Genomic DNA, 22,902 nt, shown 5'->3' with positions numbered 1-22,902 from the left:
TATGAGCAAAAATATATTTCAAAGTAGGGTAGTGATTTCACTTTAAATAGATGAAGCATCAAGCTTTCTAGTGTACTAATCGTTATAATGCCGGCGAATGAAAGTAGAGTTTGACTATGTATAAAGGCATTGCGTTATCTGTATTGGCCTCGGTGGTTTTCGGGGTGCTCTATGTATTTACGCCTTTCTTACAGCCTTTAGATAGTGAACAGACCTTTGCCTGGCGTATGCTGGCCACGATTCCGTTTTTAACTGCCTTTATGTGGTGGTCGGGTGATCTGCAACATATCAGCAGTATCTTTAAGCGGGTTTTACAGCAACCTGCGTTTTTGATCTGGTTGCTGATCAGCTCTTTGTTATGTACCACACAGTTATGGCTGTTCTTGTGGGGCCCTATTAATGGCCGTGGCCTAGAAGTCTCACTCGGTTATTTTTTGTTGCCTCTGGTGATGGTGCTGGTCGGCTGTATGCTCTATAAAGAGAAATTATCATCATTCCAGATGGTTGCTGTTGCTCTGGCAGTTTTGGGAGTAGGACATGAAATCTGGCGGATCGGTTCAATCGCATGGGAAACTGTTTATGTCGCTTTAGCTTATCCACTTTATTTTTTTATGCGGCGTAAATTCGCGACCGATCATCTTGGTGGATTCTGGTGGGATCTATTTCTGATTTTGCCGGTGGCATTTTATTTGGGCTTTATCTATAGCGATTCCATGCCGCTCATGTTGAATCATTCCCACTTGATCCTGGCAGTTCTTGGATTAGGCTTTTTAAGTGCGCTCGGTTTGGGTAGTTATATTTTGGCTAGCCGATATTTGCCCTTTGTCATCTTTGGACTGTTGAGTTATCTGGAGCCGGTACTGCTGGCTTTTGCCTCGATGGCATTGGGCGAGCGCGTGGAATCAGGTGAATGGTTGACCTATATTTCAATCTGGCTGGCTGTTTTACTGCTGGTTGTGGAAGGAATATTACATTTGCTGAAGCAGCGTAAACAGCAATTAGCCCTTAAGAAAAATCTGGAAAACTATCAGGACCGGCTCAACTCTTAAAATTAAAAAGAGATTGAATGAATAAACAACATTTAACAAATTTGTGCCAGGTACTGAAAAATAGTGGTCTTTAGCATTTTCGAATGCAAAATCATTCAGCTAATTACAACTATTTTTGAAATTTATAGTGAATATACGTTAAAAACTACCCGTCTCAACGAGCTTTTGATTCAAACTTGCGGCCAATTCCATTACAATTGTCGGGTTTAGAAATTTATGCTTAGATTTACAATTAATTAGAGGACGTATCTGTGAGCAAAGACACTATTGTTGCCCTCCATGCAGAACACCAAGGTCGCTGGAAAAACCGTGAAGAACTTGCGGAACGTATGATTGCCCTTGTTGGCCAGTTATATCGTGAAAAAAATATTGTAGCTACAGTTTATGGTCGCTCTTTAATTAACCGTTCTGTGATTCAGATTTTGAAAGCACACCGCCGTACTCGCGTACTGGACGTTGAACTTTCTGTAGTTGATACTTTCCCAATTCTTGAAGCATTGGTTAAAGTAGAAAACATCGGTTCTGCTGAAGTTGATCTGGGTAAACTTGCTGTTGAATTTAAAGAAAAAGGCGGCGACATCGATGCATTTGTTGCGGACGCTGTTAAATCGATCGAAGGCAATGCTGCTGCTGTAGAACATAAAGATGTGGTTCTTTATGGTTTCGGTCGTATCGGTCGTATCCTGGCGCGTTTGATGATTGGTCAATCAGGTCTGGGTCGTGGTCTTAGCCTGAAAGCAATCGTTGTTCGTAAATCATCGGATGGTGATTTGGAAAAACGTGCATCTTTATTGCGTCGTGACTCTATTCACGGTCCATTTGCAGGCACAATTTCTGTAGATGAAGAAAACGAAGCAATCATTGCCAACGGTAACTTCATCAAAGTGATTTATGCTTCTAATCCTTCTGAAGTAGATTACACTGCATACGGTATCAACAATGCACTTGTGATCGACAACACAGGTAAATGGCGTGATGCTGAAGGCCTTGCTCAACACCTTAAATGCCCGGGTGCTGCTCGTGTGATTCTGACTGCACCTGGTAAAGGTGACATGAAGAACGTGGTTTACGGTGTAAACCAAGCGGACATCCTTGATGAAGATACAATCATCTCTGCTGCAAGCTGTACGACTAACGCCATTACACCTACGTTGAAAGTATTGCATGACAAATACACAGTGTTGAATGGTCATGTTGAAACAGTTCACTCGTTCACGAACGACCAGAACTTGATCGATAACTACCATAAAGCAGACCGTCGTGGTCGTGCTGCAACATTGAACATGGTCATTACTGAAACTGGTGCAGCGAAAGCAGTAGCGAAAGCGCTTCCAGCTCTTCAAGGTAAATTGACAGGTAACTCTGTACGTGTACCTACACCAAACGTATCTCTTGCGATTCTTAACCTGACTTTAGGTCAAGACGTTGATCGTGATGAAGTGAATGAATACATTCGTCAGATTTCAATCGGTTCTAGCCTGCAAGGCCAAATCGGTTATACCAACTCGACTGAAGTGGTATCTTCTGACTTTATCGGTTCACGCACTGCAGGTGTATTTGACGCGCAAGCAACGATCACTTCAGGCAACCGTTTAACTGCTTATGTTTGGTACGATAACGAAGTGGGTTATAGCTGCCAGGTATTGCGTATTGCTGAACAGATGGGTGGCGTAAGCTATCCAAAAGTTCCTGCTGAAACTAATGCATAATTAGTATTTAGCTAAAAAAAGAGCCTCATTTGAGGCTCTTTTTTTATGATTTTTTTATTTAAAGTGAACTTTCTTAATCTAATAAGAATCAAAAAATCTGCTTGCTGACGAAATATGAATCTGATAACTTACAAAGAGTAAGTATATTAAAATGAGTAAGTAATAAAAATATGGTGAGAATAGTATGACAAATTATGCAATTAGCCCGTTATTGGGGCAGGTTTTATCAACTGAATGTCCATCACGTGAAATATTGGAACACCTTGCCAATAAATGGTCGGTCTTGGTTTTGCGTTGCTTAAGTGAAGGTGTGCATCGTTTCAGTGAACTGAAACAACGCATTGAGGGGGTAAGTGAAAAAATGCTCTCCCAGACTTTAAAAATGCTTGAACAGGATGGTTTTATTTTGAGAACGGTTTATCCGGTGGTGCCGCCAAAAGTGGAATATCAATTGACGATTACCGGTTCACAAGCGGCTGAAAAAATCATGTATTTAATTGGCTGGATTGAAAAAAGCCTGCCAGATATTTTAGAGCATAAACAAAGTGTTATTAAATAGTTATTATTAAATGGCAGGAATGCAGTGTTTATGAAAATAAAAAATTTGGACTTATCTTAGTTGATATAAAATATAGATTTTAAAAGGTATCCGCATAAGAATATTTTCTTGTGAATAGGGTTTTTGAAAATTTACTCCTCTATAAATTATTTTAAAAATCATCAAGAAATTCACAAAAAGAATTTCCAGAATAGGGAATGGTACTAGGGCAAAAACGCTTCATTTCCTATCACTTCTTTTCAATCTTTTAAGTATTCTTTTTCCAAATCTATGCCTTGAATAGATCAAATAAACTTGGTGAGAAAACGACTAACTAAGATTTATGGGATTGCTGCATAATTCTATTCGAGAAATTCTTTAAAATATGGCAGAATATGGGGTTTTAAAGTTTTTAGAGGATTGGCAATATGCGCTTTGTTGATGAAGCAGTCATTACCGTAGAGGCTGGCGACGGTGGCAATGGCGTAGCCAGTTTTCGCCGTGAAAAATTCGTGCCATTTGGTGGTCCAGATGGTGGTGATGGTGGTCGTGGCGGCAGCATTTATATTCAGGCTGACGACGACACCAGTACGCTAGTTGATTATCGTTATACACGTAAATATCGTGCAGAACGAGCAAAAAATGGCCGTGGGGCGAACTGTGCTGGTCGTGGCGGTGAAGATACCGTATTAAAAGTTCCGGTAGGAACAACAATTGTAGATGTTGAGTCTGGTGACATTATTGGCGACTTGATCGAAGACGGTCAACGCGTGAAAGTTGCAGCAGGCGGTGATGGTGGTTTAGGTAATACCCACTTTAAATCATCGACCAACCGTTCACCACGTAAGTGTACGCATGGTCAAAAAGGTGAATTCCGTGAAATCCGTCTAGAGCTTAAAGTTCTGGCAGATGTCGGCTTGCTAGGTATGCCAAATGCGGGTAAATCAACCTTCATTCGTGCAGTCTCGGCAGCAAAACCAAAAGTTGCAGATTATCCATTTACCACCATGGTGCCAAACCTGGGTGTGGTCGATGCCGATAGTCACCGTTCATTCGTGATGGCGGATATTCCGGGCCTGATCGAAGGCGCATCTGAAGGTGCAGGTCTTGGGATTCGCTTCCTGAAGCACTTGGCGCGTACCCGTATCTTGTTACACATCGTTGACGTACAGCCGATTGATGGCTCAGATCCGGCACATAATGCTAAAGCAATTATGAAAGAGTTAGAAAATTTCTCCCCAACGCTTTCAAAACTGCCGATCGTATTGGTGCTGAACAAAGTCGATCAGTTGGCTGAAGAAACACGTGAAGAATGGTGCACCCATATTCTTGAAGAATTGCAGTGGGAAGGCCCAGTTTTTGAGACTTCTGGCTTAACGGCTGAAGGCACCAAAGACGTAGTTTACTACCTGATGGATCAGATCGAAGAGCAACGTGAACGCGAAGCTGAAGATCAAGAATATGCAGCAGAAATGAAAGCATTCCGTGATCAGCTTGAAGCTGAAACACGTGAACAAACCATCGCTGCAAAAGAAGCGTATCGTGAGATGCGTCGTCAGCAACGTCTTGCCGGTATTCTGGGTGATGACGAAGATGATGAAGATGGCGATGATGATAGTGATGTGGAAGTGTACTACGTACGCTAATCTCTGAGAGAAGAGTCTGAGGACAAGATGATAGAAGTGGTAGATGGGCAGCGTCAGCTCAAGGGTTGTAAACGAATCGTTGTTAAAATCGGATCATCTTTACTCACAGCAAACGGACAAGGTTTAGATTTAGATGCTATCTCGCATTGGGCGGGACAAATCGCAGATCTACACAATGCAGGACATGAGATTATTCTGGTGTCTTCCGGTGCTGTGGCTGAAGGTATGGTGCGAATGAAACTTGAGAATCGACCCACCGATCTACCCAGTCTTCAGGCTTGTGCTGCCATCGGTCAGATGGGTCTGATTCATACCTGGTCAAGCGTACTTGAGAAGCATCAGATTCGAACTGCGCAAGTATTGTTAACCCATGATGATCTGGCAGATCGTCGTCGCTATCTCAATTCATGTGATGCTTTGCAGAACCTGATTGACTGGCGTGTGATTCCGGTGATCAATGAAAATGATACGGTTTCGACTGACGAAATTCGCTTTGGTGATAACGACACACTTGCTGCGATGGTTGCGGGTCAGGTGCATGCAGACCTCCTGATTATCTTAACGGATCAGGAAGGGATGTTTGACTCAGACCCACGTTCGAATCCGGATGCCAAACTGTTCCACACCGTACGTGCGATGGATGAAAGCCTATTTGATATGGCAGGCGGGGGCGGTAAATTTGGTCGTGGTGGCATGCTGACCAAAGTTCGTGCTGCACGTCTGGCTGCAAAGTCCGGCTGTCCGACCTTAATTGCAAGTGGTGATAGTGATGGTGTTCTATCACGTCTAATGTCTGGCGAATTGTTAGGTACCTTGTTTGTGACTGACAAAGACCGGATGACAGCGCATCAGCAATGGTTAGCTGCTCACTTGCAAACCGCAGGTCGTTTAGTGATTGATGATGGTGCAGTAAAAGCCATTAAAGACAATCATCGCAGCTTATTGCCTGTCGGTGTAAAAGCAGTTGAGGGTCATTTCGAACGCGGTGATGTGGTGGAATGTGTCGATACACAAGGTCACCGGATTGCGGTCGGTCGTGTCAACTTCAGTTCGCGTTCAGCAGATATCGTTCGTGGTCTGGCATCAGATAAAGTGCATCAGGTGTTAGGTGAAGCACGTTCACTAGAAATGATCCATCGCAATCATATGGCGATTTACTAAGTTATTCAGATTCAAGTTTAGAGATTCAAAAAGTCCTGCTTTCGAGCGGGATTTTTTATGAGAAAAACAAAAATGGCATATATTTTGATAGTGATAAGAAGAAAAGGGGGGGCGAATATGACAGTCGTTACATATCGATTATTAAACAGCATTGAAGGATATCAATGTGCATTGGCAGACTTATTTCAGCGTTGTGTAAAAGATGGCGCATCACTTGGGTTTTTGCCGCATGAGCCAGCAGAATATTTTCAGCATTATTGGGCAGGTGTTGCTCAGGATATTCAAAAGGAAAAAACTTATCTTTGGGCGACTTTTTTAAATGAAAATTTAGTGGGTACAGTACAGTTAGTGCGTGCAACAAAAGCTAATGCTTTACATCGGGCAGAAATTGAAAAATTGATGGTGCATCCTAAAGCACGGCAGCAGGGCATTGCTTTTACTCTTTTAGAGTTGGTGGAACAATATGCCAAACAGATTGGATTAAGTTTATTAGTACTGGATACGCGCACAGGCGATGTCTCCGAGCAGCTTTATCGTAAATTTGGTTTTGAATATGCAGGTCTGATCCCAAAATTTGCTTTAAGCCATACAGGGAGTTTAGAGGCCACAACATTATTTTATAAAATTCTAAAATAAAAAAAGCGACCTAAATCAGGTCGCTTTAAGTTTTATGGACAATTTACTTAAACTGAATCGAGCCATTGGCACTGACCGTCATTTGCGATTCACCCGCCGCAACTTCCTGCTCAGGAACCGCCATATCAGCCGATGCAGATTTCATCATGGCCATACGCGGTACTGGCTGTGGTGAATAATTGTTAGTATTCAGGTTTAAGTTCACCAGTTGATAACTCGGTTTGTTCCAGGTTTGGGTGAGTGCCTGTGCGCGTTGCTGGAAGTTTTTGGTGGCTTCAATCATCAGCTCGCTTTCAACTTTTTTACGCTTTTCGTCTGATACTTTAAAGTTAATCGACTGGGTCTGGAAGTGCTGTTGTAATTCGGCAATCAGTTGAGACGTTGCTTTAAAATCTTTCGATTCCAGACGAATCTGGGCACGACCACGCCATTCTTTCAATTTGCGGTTGTCATTGTCATAAATAGGGTAAGTGCTTTGTGCACCCGTCTCGATTTTCACAGTTGGATATTTGCGTGCTGTGGCGATCGCCTGATTCATCAGCTGGTTAATTTGAGTGGCCAGTTCAGCCGGCTGTTTGTTGGATTTTTCAATATAAAGCACAGCATGCATTTCATCATTTGAGATTTCACGGCTGGCCTCTGCTGAAAGATTAACCACATTATAATTTAGAGATTCAGCAGGAGCTGCAAATGCGCCTGTGGCGAAGGTGCTGGCAAGGATCAAACTGGTAAGTGCTAAGAGACGCATGAAATTGTCCTGTTTTTCTTAAAATTGGCCATCTAAGCCGTTGTTAAAATATTAAATCTCAATTGTGATCTTTTTACGAAATATTTGTCGTAAGAGTGTTAAATTTTCTTTAATTTTATCTCATTATTTAATTTATATTTATTATTAATAATTAAATACTTAATGAATAATTTTAAGATTGATTACCTGAATGCCGCCTGCGCTACAAAAAAGCATAAAAGAACACGCTTTTCTTTCTGCTGTCACACTGTAAGATGATGATTTAGGGGATGGAGTAGCATGATGTTTTTTTTCGATAAAGATTAGGACAAAATGTGACTGAAAGTTGTTTATTTTCCTGAAAAATTCGGTATCATCCGCCTCCTAGTTATTCGAATACAAAACTGCTAGCTAGAACCTTTATAAAGCGCCGAGTCAAAGGACCAAACGTCACCAGACTTATTTCTTTCACCCATATCAGAGATGGTAATTCGATATGAGCGTTACTTCTGTAAACCCTGCCACCAATTCCACAAACGAATACTACTTGACTCGCCAAAGTCAGATGGAATCGAATGTGCGTAGTTATCCACGTAAATTACCGTTAGCGATAGCGAAAGCACAAGGTTGCTGGGTTACCGATGTTGAAGGTACTGAGTACCTTGATTGTTTAGCTGGGGCAGGGACGTTGGCTTTAGGCCATAATCATCCTGCAGTCATTCAAAGTATCCAGGATACAATTGCAAGCGGTTTACCATTGCATACCCTGGATCTTACTACTCCTTTAAAAGATGCTTTTACTGAAGCACTTCTTTCTTATCTTCCAGGTGGTCAAGAAGAGTACTGCTTGCAGTTCTGTGGTCCATCCGGTGCAGATGCAACTGAAGCCGCGATTAAACTGGCGAAAACCTTTACCGGTCGTAGCTCAGTGATCAGCTTTTCTGGCGGCTACCATGGTATGACTCACGGTGCATTGGCAATGACAGGTAACCTGTCTGCGAAAAATGCAGTGAACGGTTTGATGCCGGGTGTACAGTTCATGCCGTATCCGCATGAATACCGTTGTCCATTGGGTCTTGGTGGTGAAGCCGGTGTTGATGCCCTGACTTACTACTTTGAAAACTTCATTGAAGATGTAGAAAGCGGCGTGACCAAACCTGCAGCTGTGATTCTTGAAGCGATTCAAGGTGAAGGCGGTGTGGTGACTGCGCCAGTAAAATGGTTGCAAAAAATCCGCGAAGTGACTGAAAAACACAATATCGTGTTGATTCTTGATGAAGTTCAGGCTGGTTTTGCACGTTCAGGCAAAATGTTTGCATTCGAACACGCAGGTATCGAACCTGATGTTGTAGTGATGTCTAAAGCCGTAGGTGGTAGCTTACCGCTTGCCGTACTTGGTATTAAACGTAAGTTTGATGCTTGGCAGCCAGCAGGTCATACCGGTACTTTCCGTGGTAACCAATTGGCGATGGGTACAGGTCTTGCAACGATCAATACCATTAAAGAACAGAACCTGGCTCAAAATGCACAAGAGCGTGGTGATTTCCTGCAAGCTGAACTTAAAAAACTGGCTACTGAATTCCCGTGTATCGGTAACGTGCGTGGCCGTGGTCTGATGATCGGCGTTGAAATCGTAGATGAGCGCAAAGATGCGGATCATATGGGTTCTTTACCTGCTGATGGTCAGTTGGCTGCAGCGATCCAAACCGCTTGTTTCAACAATAAATTATTGCTTGAGAAAGGTGGTCGTAACGGTACAGTGATTCGTTTACTTTGCCCGTTGATCATTACTCAAGACGAATGTGTTGAAGTGATTGCTCGTTTCAAAAAATCGGTTGCTGAAGCACTAGTTGCAGTTCGAGGCGCATAATTCATGGTAGATTTCGCAGAACATCGTAAAGCGTTACTCTGCAATGATGCTGCATCCATTGCTGACTATCAGGCTGGCATGGACCAAGCGACCAAAGCGGTTGCGGCATGGTTGCAAAACGACAAAATGTACACGGGCGGCAGTATTAAAGAGCTGCGCAGTGCAATTGCATTTCATCCTTCAAAAGAAGGTTTGGGTGTAGAAAAATCTCTTGAGCGTATGGTTGAGCTATTCCTTAACAAGAGCTTAAAAGTGCATCATCCGCATTCACTTGCGCATCTTCACTGTCCAACGATGGTGACTAGCCAGATCGCGGAAGTGCTGATTAATGCAACCAACCAGTCAATGGACTCATGGGATCAAAGCCCGGCCGGTTCGTTGATGGAAGTTCAGCTGATTGACTGGTTACGTCAAAAAGTCGGCTATGGTGCGGGTCAGGCCGGTGTGTTCACTTCTGGTGGTACGCAGTCTAACTTGATGGGCGTATTGCTTGCGCGTGATGCTTGCATCGCGAAAAACTGGAAAGACGAAAATGGTAATCCGTGGTCGGTTCAGCGCGATGGTATTCCTGCGGATGCGATGCGTAATGTCAAAGTCATCTGTTCTGAAAATGCACATTTCTCTGTGCAAAAGAACATGGCGATGATGGGCATGGGCTTCCAGTCAGTGGTCACTGTTCCTGTGAATGAAAATGCACAGATGGACGTAGATGCACTGGAAAAAACCATGGCGCATCTTCAGTCTGAAGGCAAGATCGTGGCATGTGTGGTGGCAACAGCGGGTACAACGGATGCTGGTGCGATTGATCCATTGAAAGCAATTCGTGAAATCACCAATAAATATGGCGCGTGGATGCACATCGATGCGGCATGGGGTGGTGCACTGATTCTATCCAATGACTATCGTTCTATGCTGGACGGGATTGAGCTGTCGGATTCGATCACGCTTGATTTCCATAAGCATTATTTCCAGACCATTTCTTGTGGTGCGTTCCTGCTCAAAGATGAAGCGAACTACCGTTTCATGCATTATGAAGCTGAGTACCTAAACTCTGCTTATGATGAAGAGCATGGTGTTCCTAACCTGGTGTCGAAGTCGCTACAAACCACGCGTCGTTTTGATGCATTGAAATTGTGGATGACGGTAGAAGCATTGGGCGAAGAGCTTTATGGTTCAATGATCGATCATGGGGTTGGCTTAACGCGTGATGTGGCAGACTACATTAAAGCGACTGACGGTCTCGAACTTCTGCTTGAGCCTCAATTCGCGTCTGTCTTGTTCCGTGTGGTTCCAGCGGGCTATCCGGTTGAATTGCTGGATACGCTCAACCAAAACGTAGCAGACGAACTGTTTGCACGTGGTGAAGCGAACATTGGTGTGACGAAAGTGGGTCAGGTTCAGTCTCTGAAAATGACGACTTTAAGCCCGGTTGCAACGCTTGATAACGTGAAGAACTTGCTGGCATTAGTGCTTGCAGAAGCGGATCGTATCAAAGATTCAATCGCTGACGGTACTTATACGCCACCCATTGCATAAGTGATGGTGGTGTGAAAAAAAGGAGATCGAAATGATCTCCTTTTTTTTGTAGGGTTAAAAACAAAAAAAAGGTCATTTCCCAGATCGAAATTCAAAACAAAAACACGGAAGATCGGACTCCCATTTAGCCTGTTATTTATTTGTCATAGGCTTATGTAAAACTGGGGAGCAAGATTTATCCTGAGTTCAGGTTTGTAAAAATTGTTACATGTCATTGGTCTAAAATTTTTTATTGAAGTGAATGACAAAAAGAACTTAATCATTGAAATCCATAAAAATTTAATCAAGAAAAAACCGCTAGATGAAAAATCACTAAATCGTAATAAAGCTGTAACTTATCTGTCATATTCTAAAATCAAAATGCAGGTATCGAAAGAAGTACAAAACTGAATAAAAAGTGGTGTACTCCAAATTTGCATAAATGAGAGAGATACTAGAATGCGCTTTACAAATATAGCTTTAGCATTAGCAGTAACCGGGGCAACTGCTGTAACGACTGCACACGCAGCACGTGACACCATCCAAATTGCAGGTTCTTCAACTGTACTTCCATATGCCAGTATCGTGGCAGAAGAATTCGGCAATACTTTCCCACAGTTTAAAACACCAGTTGTCGGTTCTGGCGGTTCTTCAGGTGGTTTAAAGCAGTTCTGTAATGGCGTGGGTGATAACACGATTGATATCGCAAACTCTTCTCGTCAAATTAAAAGTACTGAACTGGCAGAATGTAAAAAGAATGGCGTTAACCAAGTCCTAGAAATCAAAATTGGTTATGACGGTATTGTATTTGCATCGAATGCTAACAAAGCGGCTTATAAACTGCGTCCACAACATGTCTTCGCTGCACTTGCTGCACAACTTCCATCAAATGGCAAAATGGTCGCTAACCCGTACACGCGTTGGAACCAAATTGACAAAGCACTTCCAAATGAACCAATCACCCTGGTAATTCCTGCGTCGAATCATGGTACGCGCGAAGTCTTCCAGGAGAAAATGGTGGATGCAGGTTGTGAAACGTACGCTGCAATTAAGTCTTTAGACAAAGATGCTAAGAAAAAAGCCTGTACGACATTCCGTAAAGATGGCCGTGTGGTTGAGATTGCCGGTGACTATACCGAAACATTGGCACGTTTGAAGACTTCTCCAAGTGCTGTGGGTGTGTTTGGCTTAGGTTTCTATGATCAGAACCGTGACCGTCTACGTGTTGCTACGGTGAACAATGTAGCACCTTCTGAAAAGACCATCTTGAATGGTGCTTATCCGGTATCACGCCCATTGTTCTTCTACGTAAAAGGCGAGCACTTGAAATCAATCAAAGGCTTACCGCAGTTCACAGAATACTTCCTGAACAAGAAAGTATCTGGCAAAGGCTCTAAGCTGGAAAAAGCAGGTCTGATTTCAATGTCTGATAAAGAACGCGCGGCAGTTCTGGCAAATTTCAAGGCTGGTAAAGCGGTTGTTGTGAAGTAATAAATGATTTTGAAAACGCTGGTGGTAGGGTCAACCTACCATCGGCTTTTTGCGATAAACAAGTTTTTTCAAACTATGAAAATTGAAAAAACAGTGGAGAATACATGAATCTGCTACTTATAGGTGTGTTATTGGCCATCATGGCCATAGCCTATCAAATCGGATTAAGTAAAAGCCGTAGCTTAGCAGGTAAGGGAAGCAATTCTGCAAACTTACACTCGCGTCCCGGATATTATGGTGCCTTGGTGGCACTATGGTGTGGTATCCCTGCGTTTTTAATTTTGATTGTTTGGAACATGGTGGAACCCACTTTTCTGGAGCAGGTGGTACTCAACCATTTGCCAGAAAATGTTTCGGCCAGTCTGGATCCGGCAAGTCTGAGTGTTGTGATTGATCGCGTTCAGGCACTTGCCTCAGGTTTCGGGGTCAGTGATACACCTGCAGCCTATGAAGTTGCAGCAGCAGAACAGTTGGCTAAATTCTCGACCATTGGTACCTTTGCCAAATTGGCAGTCGTGATTTCGGCTGCGCTGGCCGGTCTGGTCTGGGCCAAGAAACATATTAACCAGGAATTCCGTGCACGTAACCAAGTCGAAAAAATGATTAATATCGGCCTGGCATTGTGTTCAGGTGTGGCGATTCTGACCACTCTCGGGATTGTGATGTCGATGTTTGGCGAGGCAATGCGTTTCTTCAGCTTCGTCAGCCCACTGGATTTCTTCTTTGGTACCCAATGGAACCCGGGATTTAGTACCTCTGGCAGTGCTGAAGGCAGTTATGGTTTATTGCCACTGTTATGGGGCACGCTCATGGTCAGCGGGATCGCACTTTTAGTTGCAGTTCCGGTTGGCCTGATGATTGCGATCTATCTGGCAGAATACGCTTCACCGCGATTCCGCTCTTGGGCAAAACCTACAATTGAAGTGTTGGCGGGTATTCCTACGATTGTCTATGGTGTCTTTGCCTTGATGATCATCGGTCCATTCCTTAAAAGCATGGGTGCCCTGGTCGGACTCGAAATTAATGCGACCAGTGCGCTGACTGCCGGTCTGGTGATGGGCATCATGATTATCCCGTTCGTGTCTTCTTTGTCAGACGACATCATCACTCAGGTGCCGCGTGCCTTACGTGATGGCTCTTTGGGCTTGGGCGCGACCAAATCTGAAACGATCCGTCAGGTGGTTTTACCCGCAGCTCTACCGGGTATTATCGGTGCATTCCTGTTGGCTGCATCACGTGCAATTGGCGAGACTATGATTGTGGTTCTTGCAGCCGGGAACAGCCCGCAGTTGCATGCCAATCCGCTTGAAGCCGTATCCACAGTCACGATTACCATCGTGAATCAGCTAACTGGCGATACTGACTTTGCTAGTCCCCAAGCACTGGTGGCCTTTGCGCTAGGACTGACGCTATTCGTCATTACCTTAGGTTTGAACATTGTTGCACTGATCATCGTGCGTAAATATCGTGAGCAATACGACTAATGAGTACTTCAAATACAACGCCTGTGGATCAGCGTATTGATCCATCCGTCGCTAACGAGCTGCGTGAAAAGCGTAAGAAGACCATTCAAAGCTCTTTAGCAGGACGCCACCGTAAAGAAAAAGCGTTCCGTTTGTTTGGTTTTTCTGCGGTATTGGCCGGTTTATTTTTTGTGGTATTGCTCTTCGGTAGTATTTTGTCCAAAGGTTTACCTGCATTCTGGCAAAGCAGCATGAGTTTACCGATTCATTTCGATCCCGCCATTGTGGATATTGGTCCAAAACCGAAGCCAGCTGCAGGAGAGTCTCCCGCACAGTTTGAAGATCGTTTTATCGCGTGGCAGACTGAAGTCGGAATGGTGGATTGGGATGCGCTGATTATCAACGGCATGATCGCCAAAGATAGCAGGCTGGAAAGCCAGCGTGATGAACTGGGTTCTTTATATACCAGTTCTGAGGCTTACCGTTTACGCGATATGGTCATGAATGATCCGAGTCTCGTCGGTCAAAGCAAGGAAGTGAAAATTCTGGCGGATGCCAATGTCGATGTCTGGCTAGCGGGAAATATTGACCGTGATCTTCCCGATGAACAGCAGCAGCTCAGTCCTGAAGTGCGCCAGGTGGCGGATGAGATGAAAGCCTCTGGTGTGATTGAAAATAGTTTCAATACCAATATTTTCACCAGTCCTGATTCGCGCAGTTCACCAGCAACTTCTGGCTTGGCAGGCGCCTTTATGGGCTCGCTGTTCATGATGATGATTGTGATCTTTATCTCGATTCCAATCGGGGTGGCCTCTGCGATCTATCTGGAAGAGTTTGCACCGAAAAACTGGATTACCGATGTGGTCGAAGTCAATATCAATAATCTGGCAGCCGTACCATCGATTGTCTTCGGTCTATTAGGTGCAGCGATCTTTATTGGCTGGATGCATTTGCCACTGTCAGCACCATTGGTGGGTGGTCTGGTGCTGAGTCTGATGACCTTGCCGACTGTAATCATTACCACACGTGCATCACTCAAAGCGGTTCCACCTTCGATTCGTCAGGCAGCTTTGGGCCTCGGTGCTTCGCGTATCCAGACAGTATTTCATCACGTCTTGCCTTTGGCTTTACCGGGTATTTTGACAGGCGCAATTATCGGGGTTGCACAAGCTTTAGGTGAAACCGCACCATTGTTATTAATCGGGATGAGTGCTTTTGTTGCCAGCGTTCCAGCCACTCCATTTGATCAGTCAACGGCTTTACCGGTGCAGATTTTCTTATGGCAAGGCAATGAATTGCGTAACTTCTTTGAAGGGCGTACTGCAGCAGCAATTATTGTACTTCTGGCCATGATGATCAGCTTAAACAGTCTGGCCATCTGGTTACGTAAGAAATTTGAAGTCCGTTGGTAATAGGGGCAGAATCATGAACACAACTGTTATTCAAAATTCCTTAAAAAAGGATCAAATCGTGAATCCACAACAGACACAATTCACCTCGGATGAGGCGACTCAAAAGCCAGCAACTCCGTTTGTTTCCCAGTTCGATACGCAAAGCAGCAAAAAAGATGCGAAGTCGACGAATGTGAAACTTAGTACCTCTGATGTGCATGTGTACTATGGTGAAGCGGAAGCGATTAAAGGCATTGACCTGAACATTTATGAAAATGAAGTGATTGCTTTTATTGGGCCATCAGGCTGTGGTAAATCAACCTTCCTGCGTACCTTAAACCGCATGAACGATACCATTGATAGCTGCCGTGTAACCGGTAAAGTGATGTTGGATAACCAAGATATTTATGATCCAAATCTTGATGTGGTCTTGCTACGTGCACAGGTTGGTATGGTGTTCCAGAAGCCGAACCCATTTCCAAAATCAATCTTCGATAATGTCTCCTATGGCCCAAAACTGCATGGTTTGGCGCGTGACAAGTACGATCTTGAAGAAATTGTCGAAGGCAGCTTGCGCAAAGCCGGTCTGTGGGAAGAAGTGAAAGATCGTTTGAACCAGCCGGGAACAGGTTTGTCAGGTGGTCAGCAGCAACGTCTGTGTATCGCGCGTACGATTGCAGTCAGTCCAGAAGTCATTTTGATGGATGAACCGTGTTCGGCACTTGATCCCATTGCAACCGCCAAAGTGGAAGAGCTGATTTCTGAGCTATCTACGCAATATACCATCGCGATCGTAACTCACTCCATGCAACAGGCAGCACGTGTATCGGATCGTACTGCGTATTTCCATTTGGGGGATCTGATTGAAGTCAACTCGACCGAAAAAGTCTTTACCCAGCCAGATCATCAGTTGACTGAAGCCTATATTACCGGGCGTTTCGGTTAATCCGATATCTAGAATAAGAGCCGCAAGGCTCTTTTTTTATAGGTGAAATAGATGGTGATAATCGTAATAATTCTCGAAATAAAGTTGAAAAAAACCGAAATTGACCTAATCTAAAGGAATAAATCCGAATTAAATAGAGAATAGATTTTTTATGTTATTTCATACTCCGAAACTGTCCGCTGAAATCCGTATTAGTCATCTCAATGCGCGTATCAATGAACAACGAAAAAAAATAGCGCAAACTACTGGCTCTAAACTGGAACTTTTACAGTTATCACAACAACTGTCAAAAGAAGCGCGTGCGCGTAAGAAAACCAATCAAAAAATCTATGTGCTCGATTTTAAAGGTGATATGGCTGCTTCTGCGGTAGAAGGCTTACGTGAAGAAATCACTCTGATTCTGGCCACAGCCAAAGCAGGTCGTGACCGCGTTGTAGTGCGTCTGGAAAGTCCGGGCGGCATGGTCCATGGTTATGGACTTGCAGCAGCTCAACTGGTACGTTTACGCGAGGCAGGTTTTCATCTGACCATCTGTGTCGATAAAGTAGCCGCTAGTGGCGGTTATATGATGGCGTGTATTGCCAATGAGATTATTTCTGCACCATTCGCGATTGTCGGTTCAATTGGTGTGGTTGCTCAAGTCCCCAACTTTAACCGCCTGCTGAAAGACAATAAAATCGACTTTGAACTCTATACCGCAGGACAGTACAAACGTACCGTGACTATGTTTGGTGAAAATACCGAAGAGGGCAAGGCCAAGTTTGAAGAAGAACTACAGCAAACCCATGCTTTATTCAAACATTTCGTTGAAAAGTATCGCCCACAGCTGAATATTGAAAAAGTGGCCACTGGTGAGCATTGGTATGGTCGGGATGCGCTAGATCTAAATCTGGTGGATAAACTGCAAACCTCAGATGAATATCTGCTCAACTTGTTAACCCAACATGATATCTATTCCATCCAGACCCGAAAAAAACCAACTTTGGGTGAAAAGCTGGGCCTGCAAGCAGCGCAAATTGCTGATTCACTGGTACCCACTGTCATGAATAAAGTCATGGAAAGCTTAAGTAAAGCCAATGCAAACTTGGTACAAATGCGTGATCCAAAACTTTAATTCAGTTGATCTTGAATGAATTTTAAAGCTCACTTCGGTGAGCTTTTTTATTTTTTGAAATCATATTGTTATGATATAAGTGGAGTACTCTGATTGAGTCTAGGCTCATATGCTCACGTTTATTTTGTTGCTTGGTTTTTTTAGTATCGTATTTATTCCGATGTTATGTATGCTTTATTCTGAAGCAAAATTAACTCAGGATAATTCTAAGAAGGTTTTGTTTTGGCTGAGTTTTCTACCCGGCGTTTGTATCTTTCTGCTGTATAGCTTTCTAAAGCCCAATGATCCACCTGTTATTCCATCGAAGGAATGTGGTGTTGTGCAGTTTTATCAGATGCATAAAGTTCGAGGTGGTAATGAATTTGAACGTGTGAGTATTCGCTTTGATGGCGCTCAATATAGTCGGCATTTATTTTTCGATAAGCATCTGGATAAAATTCCTCAAGGCCAAAAGGCCTGTTTTGAATATCTAGATAAGTTCAAATATCCACATTTGTCAGAATCTAAGTTTGTTCAATGGATTGAACCGAATGAAATGTAAACCATCACTGAAACTAATCAGATAAAATAAAGCATATTTTATTGTTAGAGCAGAAACATGGCTATAGCTGAAGCATTTCTTGCGACGCAAAATTGTTATTTTAATTATGAATTTGAAGAACTTTATTTAGAGGATGATTTTCCTGAGGAGTTATCTGTGTCACTGCGTGGCATGATGTTCCGTCATGAGATTCAATATCCTGATGCAATCTATTTCATTTATTACAGTGAGATGTTGACGGATAATGAACTGCAAAAAATGAAAGAGGATTGGATGCGATATTGCCCACATTCATAATTGAAAAATATGAATGTAATTAAATGCGTGATCCAAAACTTTAATTCAATTGATCTTGAATGAATTTTAAAGCTCACTTCAGTGGGATTTTTTGATTTTTCGGTATCAACTGCAGACCGCCTGTTACCGCTGCACCAATCGTAGCAAGCAAGACGTCTTTGTGTGCATCCCACATATCACCTTGTTGTCCATTATAGTTTTCAGCTTCCTCAGGAGATAAACCAATGGCAATCAGCCATTCCAGCCATTCATAGAGCATGCTACTGGCCATCACAAACTGAATCACCAGCAGGAAAATGACCACGGGTTTTTGCTGCGGCAACCAGACCTGAAACAGGCGATAGAAAATTGGATAAAGTAATAATCCATAGGCCAGATGGACAAATCGGTCGAACATATTGCGTGACCAGTGCATCGCTTCATTCAGATTAAAGCCAAAAATCTGTTCAATCCACTGGTTATAAGGCACATAAGAATATAGATAGTGTGCAGCAATCACATGAACAATCAGAAAAAGAATATATAAATTAAAACTTAAAAAATTCAGGCCGATTTTATACAGGCAGATGAGCAGCATGATGGTCATGAAAACTGTGCCTGCCTGATGCAAAAGATAAGCTTCCAGTTCTAAAGGACGAATACTGGCAAGCAAAATCGCCAGAATTAAAATGCTCAGGCTTGTGTAATGTTTGGCGGAAAGTCGATGATCAATCATGTCGTTATTATAAAATATCTTTTTTAGAATAAAACACATTATAAATAAAAAGGCGAAGCCTGAGCTTCGCCTTTTCGTCTTATTGCAAATTAGATTTTAGCAATCAGCTCAGCTACTTGTTTAGCTTGATCAGCAGCATTACCTGTATATGATGCAGGCGTCATTTCCGCTAAACGCGCACGGTCAGCAGTAGGAACAGCTTCCAACTCGTTACCATTTACGAAATCAACCATCATCTCGCGAGTCATGGCTTGACCACGAGTCAGGGCTTTCAGTTTTTCGTACGGTTTTTCAACGTTGTAACGACGCATTACAGTTTGAATAGGCTCAGCCAATACTTCTTGGGCATTATCCAAATCTTCATTAATACGCGCAGCGTTCAACTCAAGTTTGCCAATACCTTTAGAGCAAGCTTCAAAAGCAATTAAGCTTTGCGCAAAACCAACACCCATGTTGCGAAGCACAGTAGAGTCAGTCAGGTCACGCTGCCAGCGAGAAATTGGCAGTTTTTCGCCAAGGTGTGCAAGTACAGCATTGGCAATACCCAAGTTACCTTCAGAGTTTTCAAAGTCAATTGGGTTAACTTTGTGTGGCATGGTTGAAGAACCAACTTCGCCTTCTTTTAGTTTTTGCTTGAAGAAACCAAGAGAGATATAGCCCCAAATGTCACGGTTAAAATCGATCAGAATAGTGTTGAAACGACGTAGCGCATCAAACAGTTCAGCCATATAGTCATGTGGCTCGATTTGAGTGGTGTACGGGTTGAAGTCTAGACCCAGAGACTCTACAAATGCTCGTGAATGCGCAGGCCAGTTGATGTCTGGGTAAGCAGAGTAGTGCGCATTGTAGTTACCGACTGCACCATTGATTTTGCCCAGTAGCTCAACATTTTTAAACTGTTTGATTTGACGTGCAAGACGGTAAGCCACGTTTGCCATTTCTTTACCCAAAGTCGTCGGGCTTGCAGTTTGACCATGAGTACGAGACAACATTGGCTGGTCTGCATGCTTTTCAGAAAGCGCAACGATTGAATCAATGATTTGCTGCATAGATGCAACTAGTACATCACGACCGCTTTTCAGCATCAAGGCATGTGACAGATTGTTAATATCTTCAGACGTACATGCAAAGTGAATGAATTCACCGGCATTTTTAAGTTCTTCGATACCAGCGATTTTTTCTTTCAGGAAATACTCAACCGCTTTAACGTCGTGGTTAGTGGTGCGTTCGATCTCTTTGATGCGATTGGCATCATCTTCAGAAAAATCGCTCACAATCGCATCAAGCGCTGCATTAGTTTCGCCTGAAAACGCCGGTACTTCAGTAATTTCCGGGTGGTTTGCAAGCGCTTGTAACCAACGCACTTCAACAGTCACACGAGCATGGATTAAACCAAACTCAGAAAGAAAGGGACGTAGAGCATCACATTTGCTCGCGTAACGTCCATCTAATGGAGAAAGTGCAGTTAAAGCGTTCATATCGATTCCTTAGATTTTGGAATTAAACGTAAAACAAAACACGTGCAGCATCAGTTAAACCACCTGAAACTGTAAACGCGCTAGATTCTGAATATCTTGTAGCAACTTGCGTTTGCCAAATACCATACCCCAAGAGCTGCCACCGAGCTGACGCCACAGGTGTGCCATTTGCAAACCGGTAAATAAGGACGCACGAATACGATTGGTGTGTCCGGCATCTTTAAAGGCTTCGGCATTGCCACGTACCATAATGCGCGGATTAATCTGTCCGGCGGTATCGACATAGGTTTGAGCGAGATTGGCAATGATGCTGGGGTGCAGGTAATTATTATCGAAGAAGGAGAGCTGTCTGAGAATTTTCTGTTGGGACTGTTCAATAATTTCAACAAATTTGGGGTTGCTATAGACCTTCTTTTCTAACTGAAGAAGTGCCATTGCATAGCTCATGGGAAGTTTGGTGCTGGAAAGTTTTGGAATTCTGGATTTTGGAGAAGTATTGAAGGGTTGAATGATACTGCTTTCTAATGTTTTTAAACCTAAGGAAATATCGGCCAGTTGATTAAAAAAGTCGAGTGTCTGGGCATTCTGATTGCTGCCGGGACGGATATTAAGACTGGCTCTAATCAACTGTTCAAAATAAAAGTTACCACTTTCACCAATGCTTTGCTGACCCGTCAATGCTGTCATATGGGTTAGCTGGGTGGCCTGAAACACACCCGCTAATGCCAAAGCACGATTTTGACGAGTATTCAACGTTGTGGCTGGTTGAAATGGTAACTCCGTCATGCCGAATTCATCCTTTTATAAAATCAGGTTTAGGTGCATTGGTATGATGAATCACACCACCCCCTAAACAAACTTCACCTGAATAGAACACCACGCTTTGACCCGGGGTCACTGCACGTTGAGGTTCATCAAACTCAACACGAACACCATTCGGTGATTCTGAATCCTGGTATACCGTACACGCTTGATCAGTCTGACGGTAACGGGTTTTGGCTGTACAGCGGAAACCTGTTTCAGGAATATCTTGCTCACCTGCCACCCAGTCAATCGCCTCACTCCAAAGTATGGTGCTTTGCATCAGTGGGTGTTCATGGCCTTGGCCGACCACCAGACGATTGCCTTCGATATCTTTATGCAATACGAACCAGGCACCTTCAGCAACGCCTTTCATACCGCCAATACCAATACCACCGCGTTGACCGAGCGTATAGTACATTAAGCCGTGATGATCACCAACCTCTTTACCGTCTTCCAGTACGATTTTTCCGGGTTGAGCAGGTAAATATTGCTTTAAAAAGTCATTAAATCGGCGTTCACCAATAAAACAGATGCCAGTCGAGTCTTTTTTCTTGGCCGTGACCAGATCTAATTCTTCTGCAATTTTACGGACTTGTGGCTTTTCAATTTCACCAACAGGGAACAGGGTCTTATTAATTTCACGACCATGAACCGCATGCAGGAAATAAGTCTGGTCTTTGTTATTGTCCACACCACGCAATAAAGGTGCATATTCTTCACCACGTGAGTTGGTCATGGTTTCACCACGACGGCAATAATGACCTGTTGCAATAAAATCTGCACCCAGGTTCACTGCATGATCGAGAAAGGCACGAAATTTAATTTCTTTATTACATAAAATGTCTGGGTTTGGCGTACGGCCAGCTGCATATTCCGCCAGGAAATGTTCGAATACGCGATCCCAATATTCCATGGCAAAGTTTGCGGTATGCAGTTTAATGCCGATTTTGTCGCAAACGGCTTGTGCATCGGCAAGGTCATCCATCGCCGTGCAATATTCTGTGCCGTCATCTTCTTCCCAGTTTTTCATGAAAAGACCTTCAACCTGATAACCTTGTTGAAGTAAAAGGGCGGCAGAAACAGATGAATCTACACCACCTGACATACCGACGATGACACGTTGTTGCATAGGATTAGGCATCCAAATTTGAAAGTAAGGGAGAATTCTGGTGCTCGTAAATGAGCGATAAAGGATATTTTTGACCTGAAAGCGCATCTTGCACGGCTTTAATCACCAATGGACTACGCGCGCGAGCAGATCCAATCAGTTCATCGAGCGTCATCCAGACTGCGCCGACAATATCTGTATCTAAAGTGGCATTTGGGTCATAGTCAATGGATTTGGCTAAAAAGCAGAAACGAAAATATGTACGATCCGGGAACATCGGTGGGGTATAAGTATATATCCCTAAAAGATGAGTTACTTCAACCGTATGTCCGGTCTCTTCCATGGTTTCACGAATTGCGGCTTCGATAATGGTTTCACCGCATTCCACATGACCTGCTGGCTGATTAAATACCGTGTGTGTCACACCTTCTGTATGTTCTTCTACAAACAAGAATTTTCCGTCTTTTTCAACGATAGTTGCGACAGTGACATGAGCAGTCCAAGCGGTCATAAAGCAGCACCATGGAAAAGGATGCACTATTGTATAAAATTTTAGGGTGTGTGGCTATGTTGAATGGGGAATTCTTTAAAGGAGTTCTTTTAAAGATTAACGGCTTTGTTGCACAAACCTATCTGTAAAGGCTTTTTCAGCGATATAATTTTCAAATGAAGAAGCCTACACACAAAATCTACCGCACAACCA

The 22,902-nt window shown here is 43.4% G+C and carries 21 protein-coding genes; 15 read left to right on the top strand and 6 right to left on the bottom strand.

All coding sequences use genetic code 11. The features are described 5' to 3' along the window. The first annotated feature begins 116 nt into the window (after nt 1–116). The 6 genes from rarD to NI469_RS12355 all read left to right on the top strand — a co-directional run bounded on the left by rarD (nt 117) and on the right by NI469_RS12355 (nt 6,739). Nucleotides 117–1,049 (top strand): EamA family transporter RarD, encoded by a 933-nt coding sequence (gene rarD, locus NI469_RS12380; RefSeq protein ID WP_253175341.1) that lies wholly within the window; start codon nt 117–119, stop codon nt 1,047–1,049. Nucleotides 1,050–1,300: 251 nt separating this feature from the next. Continuing rightward, the gene (locus tag NI469_RS12375) at nt 1,301–2,758 is read left to right on the top strand and encodes a glyceraldehyde-3-phosphate dehydrogenase (protein WP_004279679.1); all 1,458 of its coding nucleotides are present in this window, start codon (nt 1,301–1,303) and stop codon (nt 2,756–2,758) included. Nucleotides 2,759–2,942: 184 nt separating this feature from the next. Continuing rightward, nucleotides 2,943–3,317, top strand: coding sequence for a winged helix-turn-helix transcriptional regulator (locus tag NI469_RS12370; protein ID WP_071851909.1), 375 nt, complete (start codon nt 2,943–2,945; stop codon nt 3,315–3,317). Between the two features lie 407 nt (nt 3,318–3,724). Then, nucleotides 3,725–4,942, top strand: a complete 1,218-nt coding sequence (cgtA, locus tag NI469_RS12365) for an Obg family GTPase CgtA (protein ID WP_004646519.1) — start codon at nt 3,725–3,727, stop codon at nt 4,940–4,942. A gap of 27 nt (nt 4,943–4,969) precedes the next feature. Then, entirely contained in the window at nt 4,970–6,103 is a 1,134-nt protein-coding gene (gene proB / locus NI469_RS12360; RefSeq protein ID WP_004279682.1) for a glutamate 5-kinase, read from the top strand. A 57-nt stretch (nt 6,104–6,160) separates the two neighbouring features. Next, a complete protein-coding gene (locus tag NI469_RS12355) occupies nt 6,161–6,739 on the top strand; it encodes a GNAT family N-acetyltransferase (RefSeq protein WP_253175340.1) in 579 nt (192 codons plus the stop codon). A 43-nt stretch (nt 6,740–6,782) separates the two neighbouring features. On the opposite strand, the gene NI469_RS12350 is transcribed toward NI469_RS12355, so the two are convergent. Beyond that, on the bottom strand, nt 6,783–7,487 hold the full coding sequence (locus tag NI469_RS12350) for an SIMPL domain-containing protein (protein ID WP_253175338.1): 705 nt from the start codon (nt 7,485–7,487) through the stop codon (nt 6,783–6,785). A 475-nt stretch (nt 7,488–7,962) separates the two neighbouring features. On the opposite strand from NI469_RS12350, the gene NI469_RS12345 reads away from it, so the two are divergent. The 9 genes from NI469_RS12345 (at nt 7,963) to NI469_RS12305 (ending at nt 18,094) form a co-directional block, all read left to right on the top strand. After that, entirely contained in the window at nt 7,963–9,336 is a 1,374-nt protein-coding gene (locus NI469_RS12345; RefSeq protein ID WP_004279708.1) for a diaminobutyrate--2-oxoglutarate transaminase, read from the top strand. 3 nt (nt 9,337–9,339) lie between these two features. Then, on the top strand, nt 9,340–10,872 hold the full coding sequence (locus tag NI469_RS12340; RefSeq protein ID WP_253175336.1) for a pyridoxal phosphate-dependent decarboxylase family protein: 1,533 nt from the start codon (nt 9,340–9,342) through the stop codon (nt 10,870–10,872). A gap of 438 nt (nt 10,873–11,310) precedes the next feature. Continuing rightward, the gene (locus NI469_RS12335) at nt 11,311–12,342 is read left to right on the top strand and encodes a substrate-binding domain-containing protein (protein ID WP_004279710.1); all 1,032 of its coding nucleotides are present in this window, start codon (nt 11,311–11,313) and stop codon (nt 12,340–12,342) included. A 104-nt stretch (nt 12,343–12,446) separates the two neighbouring features. Continuing rightward, nucleotides 12,447–13,826, top strand: coding sequence for a phosphate ABC transporter permease subunit PstC (pstC, locus tag NI469_RS12330; protein WP_253175327.1), 1,380 nt, complete (start codon nt 12,447–12,449; stop codon nt 13,824–13,826). Continuing rightward, the gene (gene pstA, locus NI469_RS12325) at nt 13,826–15,217 is read left to right on the top strand and encodes a phosphate ABC transporter permease PstA (protein WP_253175326.1); all 1,392 of its coding nucleotides are present in this window, start codon (nt 13,826–13,828) and stop codon (nt 15,215–15,217) included. Before pstC ends, pstA begins: the two co-directional genes overlap by 1 nt. A gap of 13 nt (nt 15,218–15,230) precedes the next feature. Then, nucleotides 15,231–16,142: a phosphate ABC transporter ATP-binding protein PstB gene (gene pstB / locus NI469_RS12320; RefSeq protein WP_005246810.1), complete on the top strand. Its 912-nt coding sequence runs from the start codon at nt 15,231–15,233 to the stop codon at nt 16,140–16,142. 151 nt (nt 16,143–16,293) lie between these two features. After that, nucleotides 16,294–17,256, top strand: a complete 963-nt coding sequence (gene sohB / locus NI469_RS12315; RefSeq protein ID WP_044112889.1) for a protease SohB — start codon at nt 16,294–16,296, stop codon at nt 17,254–17,256. A gap of 109 nt (nt 17,257–17,365) precedes the next feature. Beyond that, nucleotides 17,366–17,797 carry a hypothetical protein gene (locus tag NI469_RS12310; RefSeq protein WP_004279718.1) on the top strand — a complete coding sequence of 144 codons (432 nt, stop codon included), beginning with the start codon at nt 17,366–17,368 and terminating at the stop codon, nt 17,795–17,797. Between the two features lie 57 nt (nt 17,798–17,854). Continuing rightward, nucleotides 17,855–18,094 carry a hypothetical protein gene (locus NI469_RS12305; protein WP_253175325.1) on the top strand — a complete coding sequence of 80 codons (240 nt, stop codon included), beginning with the start codon at nt 17,855–17,857 and terminating at the stop codon, nt 18,092–18,094. A 73-nt stretch (nt 18,095–18,167) separates the two neighbouring features. Here the strand turns inward: NI469_RS12305 and NI469_RS12300 are convergent, their stop codons facing one another. The 5 genes from NI469_RS12300 to NI469_RS12280 all read right to left on the bottom strand — a co-directional run bounded on the left by NI469_RS12300 (nt 18,168) and on the right by NI469_RS12280 (nt 22,710). Beyond that, nucleotides 18,168–18,809, bottom strand: a complete 642-nt coding sequence (locus NI469_RS12300) for a DUF2238 domain-containing protein (protein ID WP_253175323.1) — start codon at nt 18,807–18,809, stop codon at nt 18,168–18,170. Between the two features lie 89 nt (nt 18,810–18,898). Next, a complete protein-coding gene (gene purB / locus NI469_RS12295) occupies nt 18,899–20,287 on the bottom strand; it encodes an adenylosuccinate lyase (RefSeq protein ID WP_253175321.1) in 1,389 nt (462 codons plus the stop codon). Nucleotides 20,288–20,341: 54 nt separating this feature from the next. After that, nucleotides 20,342–21,073, bottom strand: coding sequence for a high frequency lysogenization protein HflD (hflD, locus tag NI469_RS12290; protein WP_005107369.1), 732 nt, complete (start codon nt 21,071–21,073; stop codon nt 20,342–20,344). 7 nt (nt 21,074–21,080) lie between these two features. Further along, on the bottom strand, nt 21,081–22,220 hold the full coding sequence (gene mnmA, locus NI469_RS12285; RefSeq protein WP_253175320.1) for a tRNA 2-thiouridine(34) synthase MnmA: 1,140 nt from the start codon (nt 22,218–22,220) through the stop codon (nt 21,081–21,083). Between the two features lie 4 nt (nt 22,221–22,224). Further along, on the bottom strand, nt 22,225–22,710 hold the full coding sequence (locus NI469_RS12280; RefSeq protein ID WP_180037873.1) for an NUDIX hydrolase: 486 nt from the start codon (nt 22,708–22,710) through the stop codon (nt 22,225–22,227). Nucleotides 22,711–22,902: the final 192 nt, after the last annotated feature.

The organism is Acinetobacter lwoffii (genome assembly GCF_024129735.1).
In the GTDB taxonomy this organism is placed as follows: Bacteria; Pseudomonadota; Gammaproteobacteria; order Pseudomonadales; family Moraxellaceae; genus Acinetobacter; species Acinetobacter lwoffii_H.
This window is presented reverse-complemented; position numbering and strand designations above follow the sequence as displayed.

Excerpts from the sequence above, each read along its gene's own strand:
- rarD (WP_253175341.1), top strand. The coding sequence starts at position 117 with ATGTATAAAGGCATTGCGTTATCTGTATTGGCCTCGGTGGTTTTCGGG.
- NI469_RS12345 (WP_004279708.1), top strand. The coding sequence starts at position 7,963 with ATGAGCGTTACTTCTGTAAACCCTGCCACCAATTCCACAAACGAATAC.
- mnmA (WP_253175320.1), bottom strand. The coding sequence starts at position 22,220 with ATGCAACAACGTGTCATCGTCGGTATGTCAGGTGGTGTAGATTCATCT.
- NI469_RS12305 (WP_253175325.1), top strand. The coding sequence starts at position 17,855 with ATGGCTATAGCTGAAGCATTTCTTGCGACGCAAAATTGTTATTTTAAT.
- NI469_RS12370 (WP_071851909.1), top strand. The coding sequence starts at position 2,943 with ATGACAAATTATGCAATTAGCCCGTTATTGGGGCAGGTTTTATCAACT.
- NI469_RS12355 (WP_253175340.1), top strand. The coding sequence starts at position 6,161 with ATGAGAAAAACAAAAATGGCATATATTTTGATAGTGATAAGAAGAAAA.
- pstC (WP_253175327.1), top strand. The coding sequence starts at position 12,447 with ATGAATCTGCTACTTATAGGTGTGTTATTGGCCATCATGGCCATAGCC.
- NI469_RS12310 (WP_004279718.1), top strand. The coding sequence starts at position 17,366 with ATGCTCACGTTTATTTTGTTGCTTGGTTTTTTTAGTATCGTATTTATT.
- purB (WP_253175321.1), bottom strand. The coding sequence starts at position 20,287 with ATGAACGCTTTAACTGCACTTTCTCCATTAGATGGACGTTACGCGAGC.
- pstB (WP_005246810.1), top strand. The coding sequence starts at position 15,231 with ATGAACACAACTGTTATTCAAAATTCCTTAAAAAAGGATCAAATCGTG.
- proB (WP_004279682.1), top strand. The coding sequence starts at position 4,970 with ATGATAGAAGTGGTAGATGGGCAGCGTCAGCTCAAGGGTTGTAAACGA.
- NI469_RS12350 (WP_253175338.1), bottom strand. The coding sequence starts at position 7,487 with ATGCGTCTCTTAGCACTTACCAGTTTGATCCTTGCCAGCACCTTCGCC.
- NI469_RS12340 (WP_253175336.1), top strand. The coding sequence starts at position 9,340 with ATGGTAGATTTCGCAGAACATCGTAAAGCGTTACTCTGCAATGATGCT.
- NI469_RS12280 (WP_180037873.1), bottom strand. The coding sequence starts at position 22,710 with ATGACCGCTTGGACTGCTCATGTCACTGTCGCAACTATCGTTGAAAAA.
- pstA (WP_253175326.1), top strand. The coding sequence starts at position 13,826 with ATGAGTACTTCAAATACAACGCCTGTGGATCAGCGTATTGATCCATCC.
- hflD (WP_005107369.1), bottom strand. The coding sequence starts at position 21,073 with ATGACGGAGTTACCATTTCAACCAGCCACAACGTTGAATACTCGTCAA.
- sohB (WP_044112889.1), top strand. The coding sequence starts at position 16,294 with ATGTTATTTCATACTCCGAAACTGTCCGCTGAAATCCGTATTAGTCAT.
- cgtA (WP_004646519.1), top strand. The coding sequence starts at position 3,725 with ATGCGCTTTGTTGATGAAGCAGTCATTACCGTAGAGGCTGGCGACGGT.
- NI469_RS12300 (WP_253175323.1), bottom strand. The coding sequence starts at position 18,809 with ATGATTGATCATCGACTTTCCGCCAAACATTACACAAGCCTGAGCATT.
- NI469_RS12335 (WP_004279710.1), top strand. The coding sequence starts at position 11,311 with ATGCGCTTTACAAATATAGCTTTAGCATTAGCAGTAACCGGGGCAACT.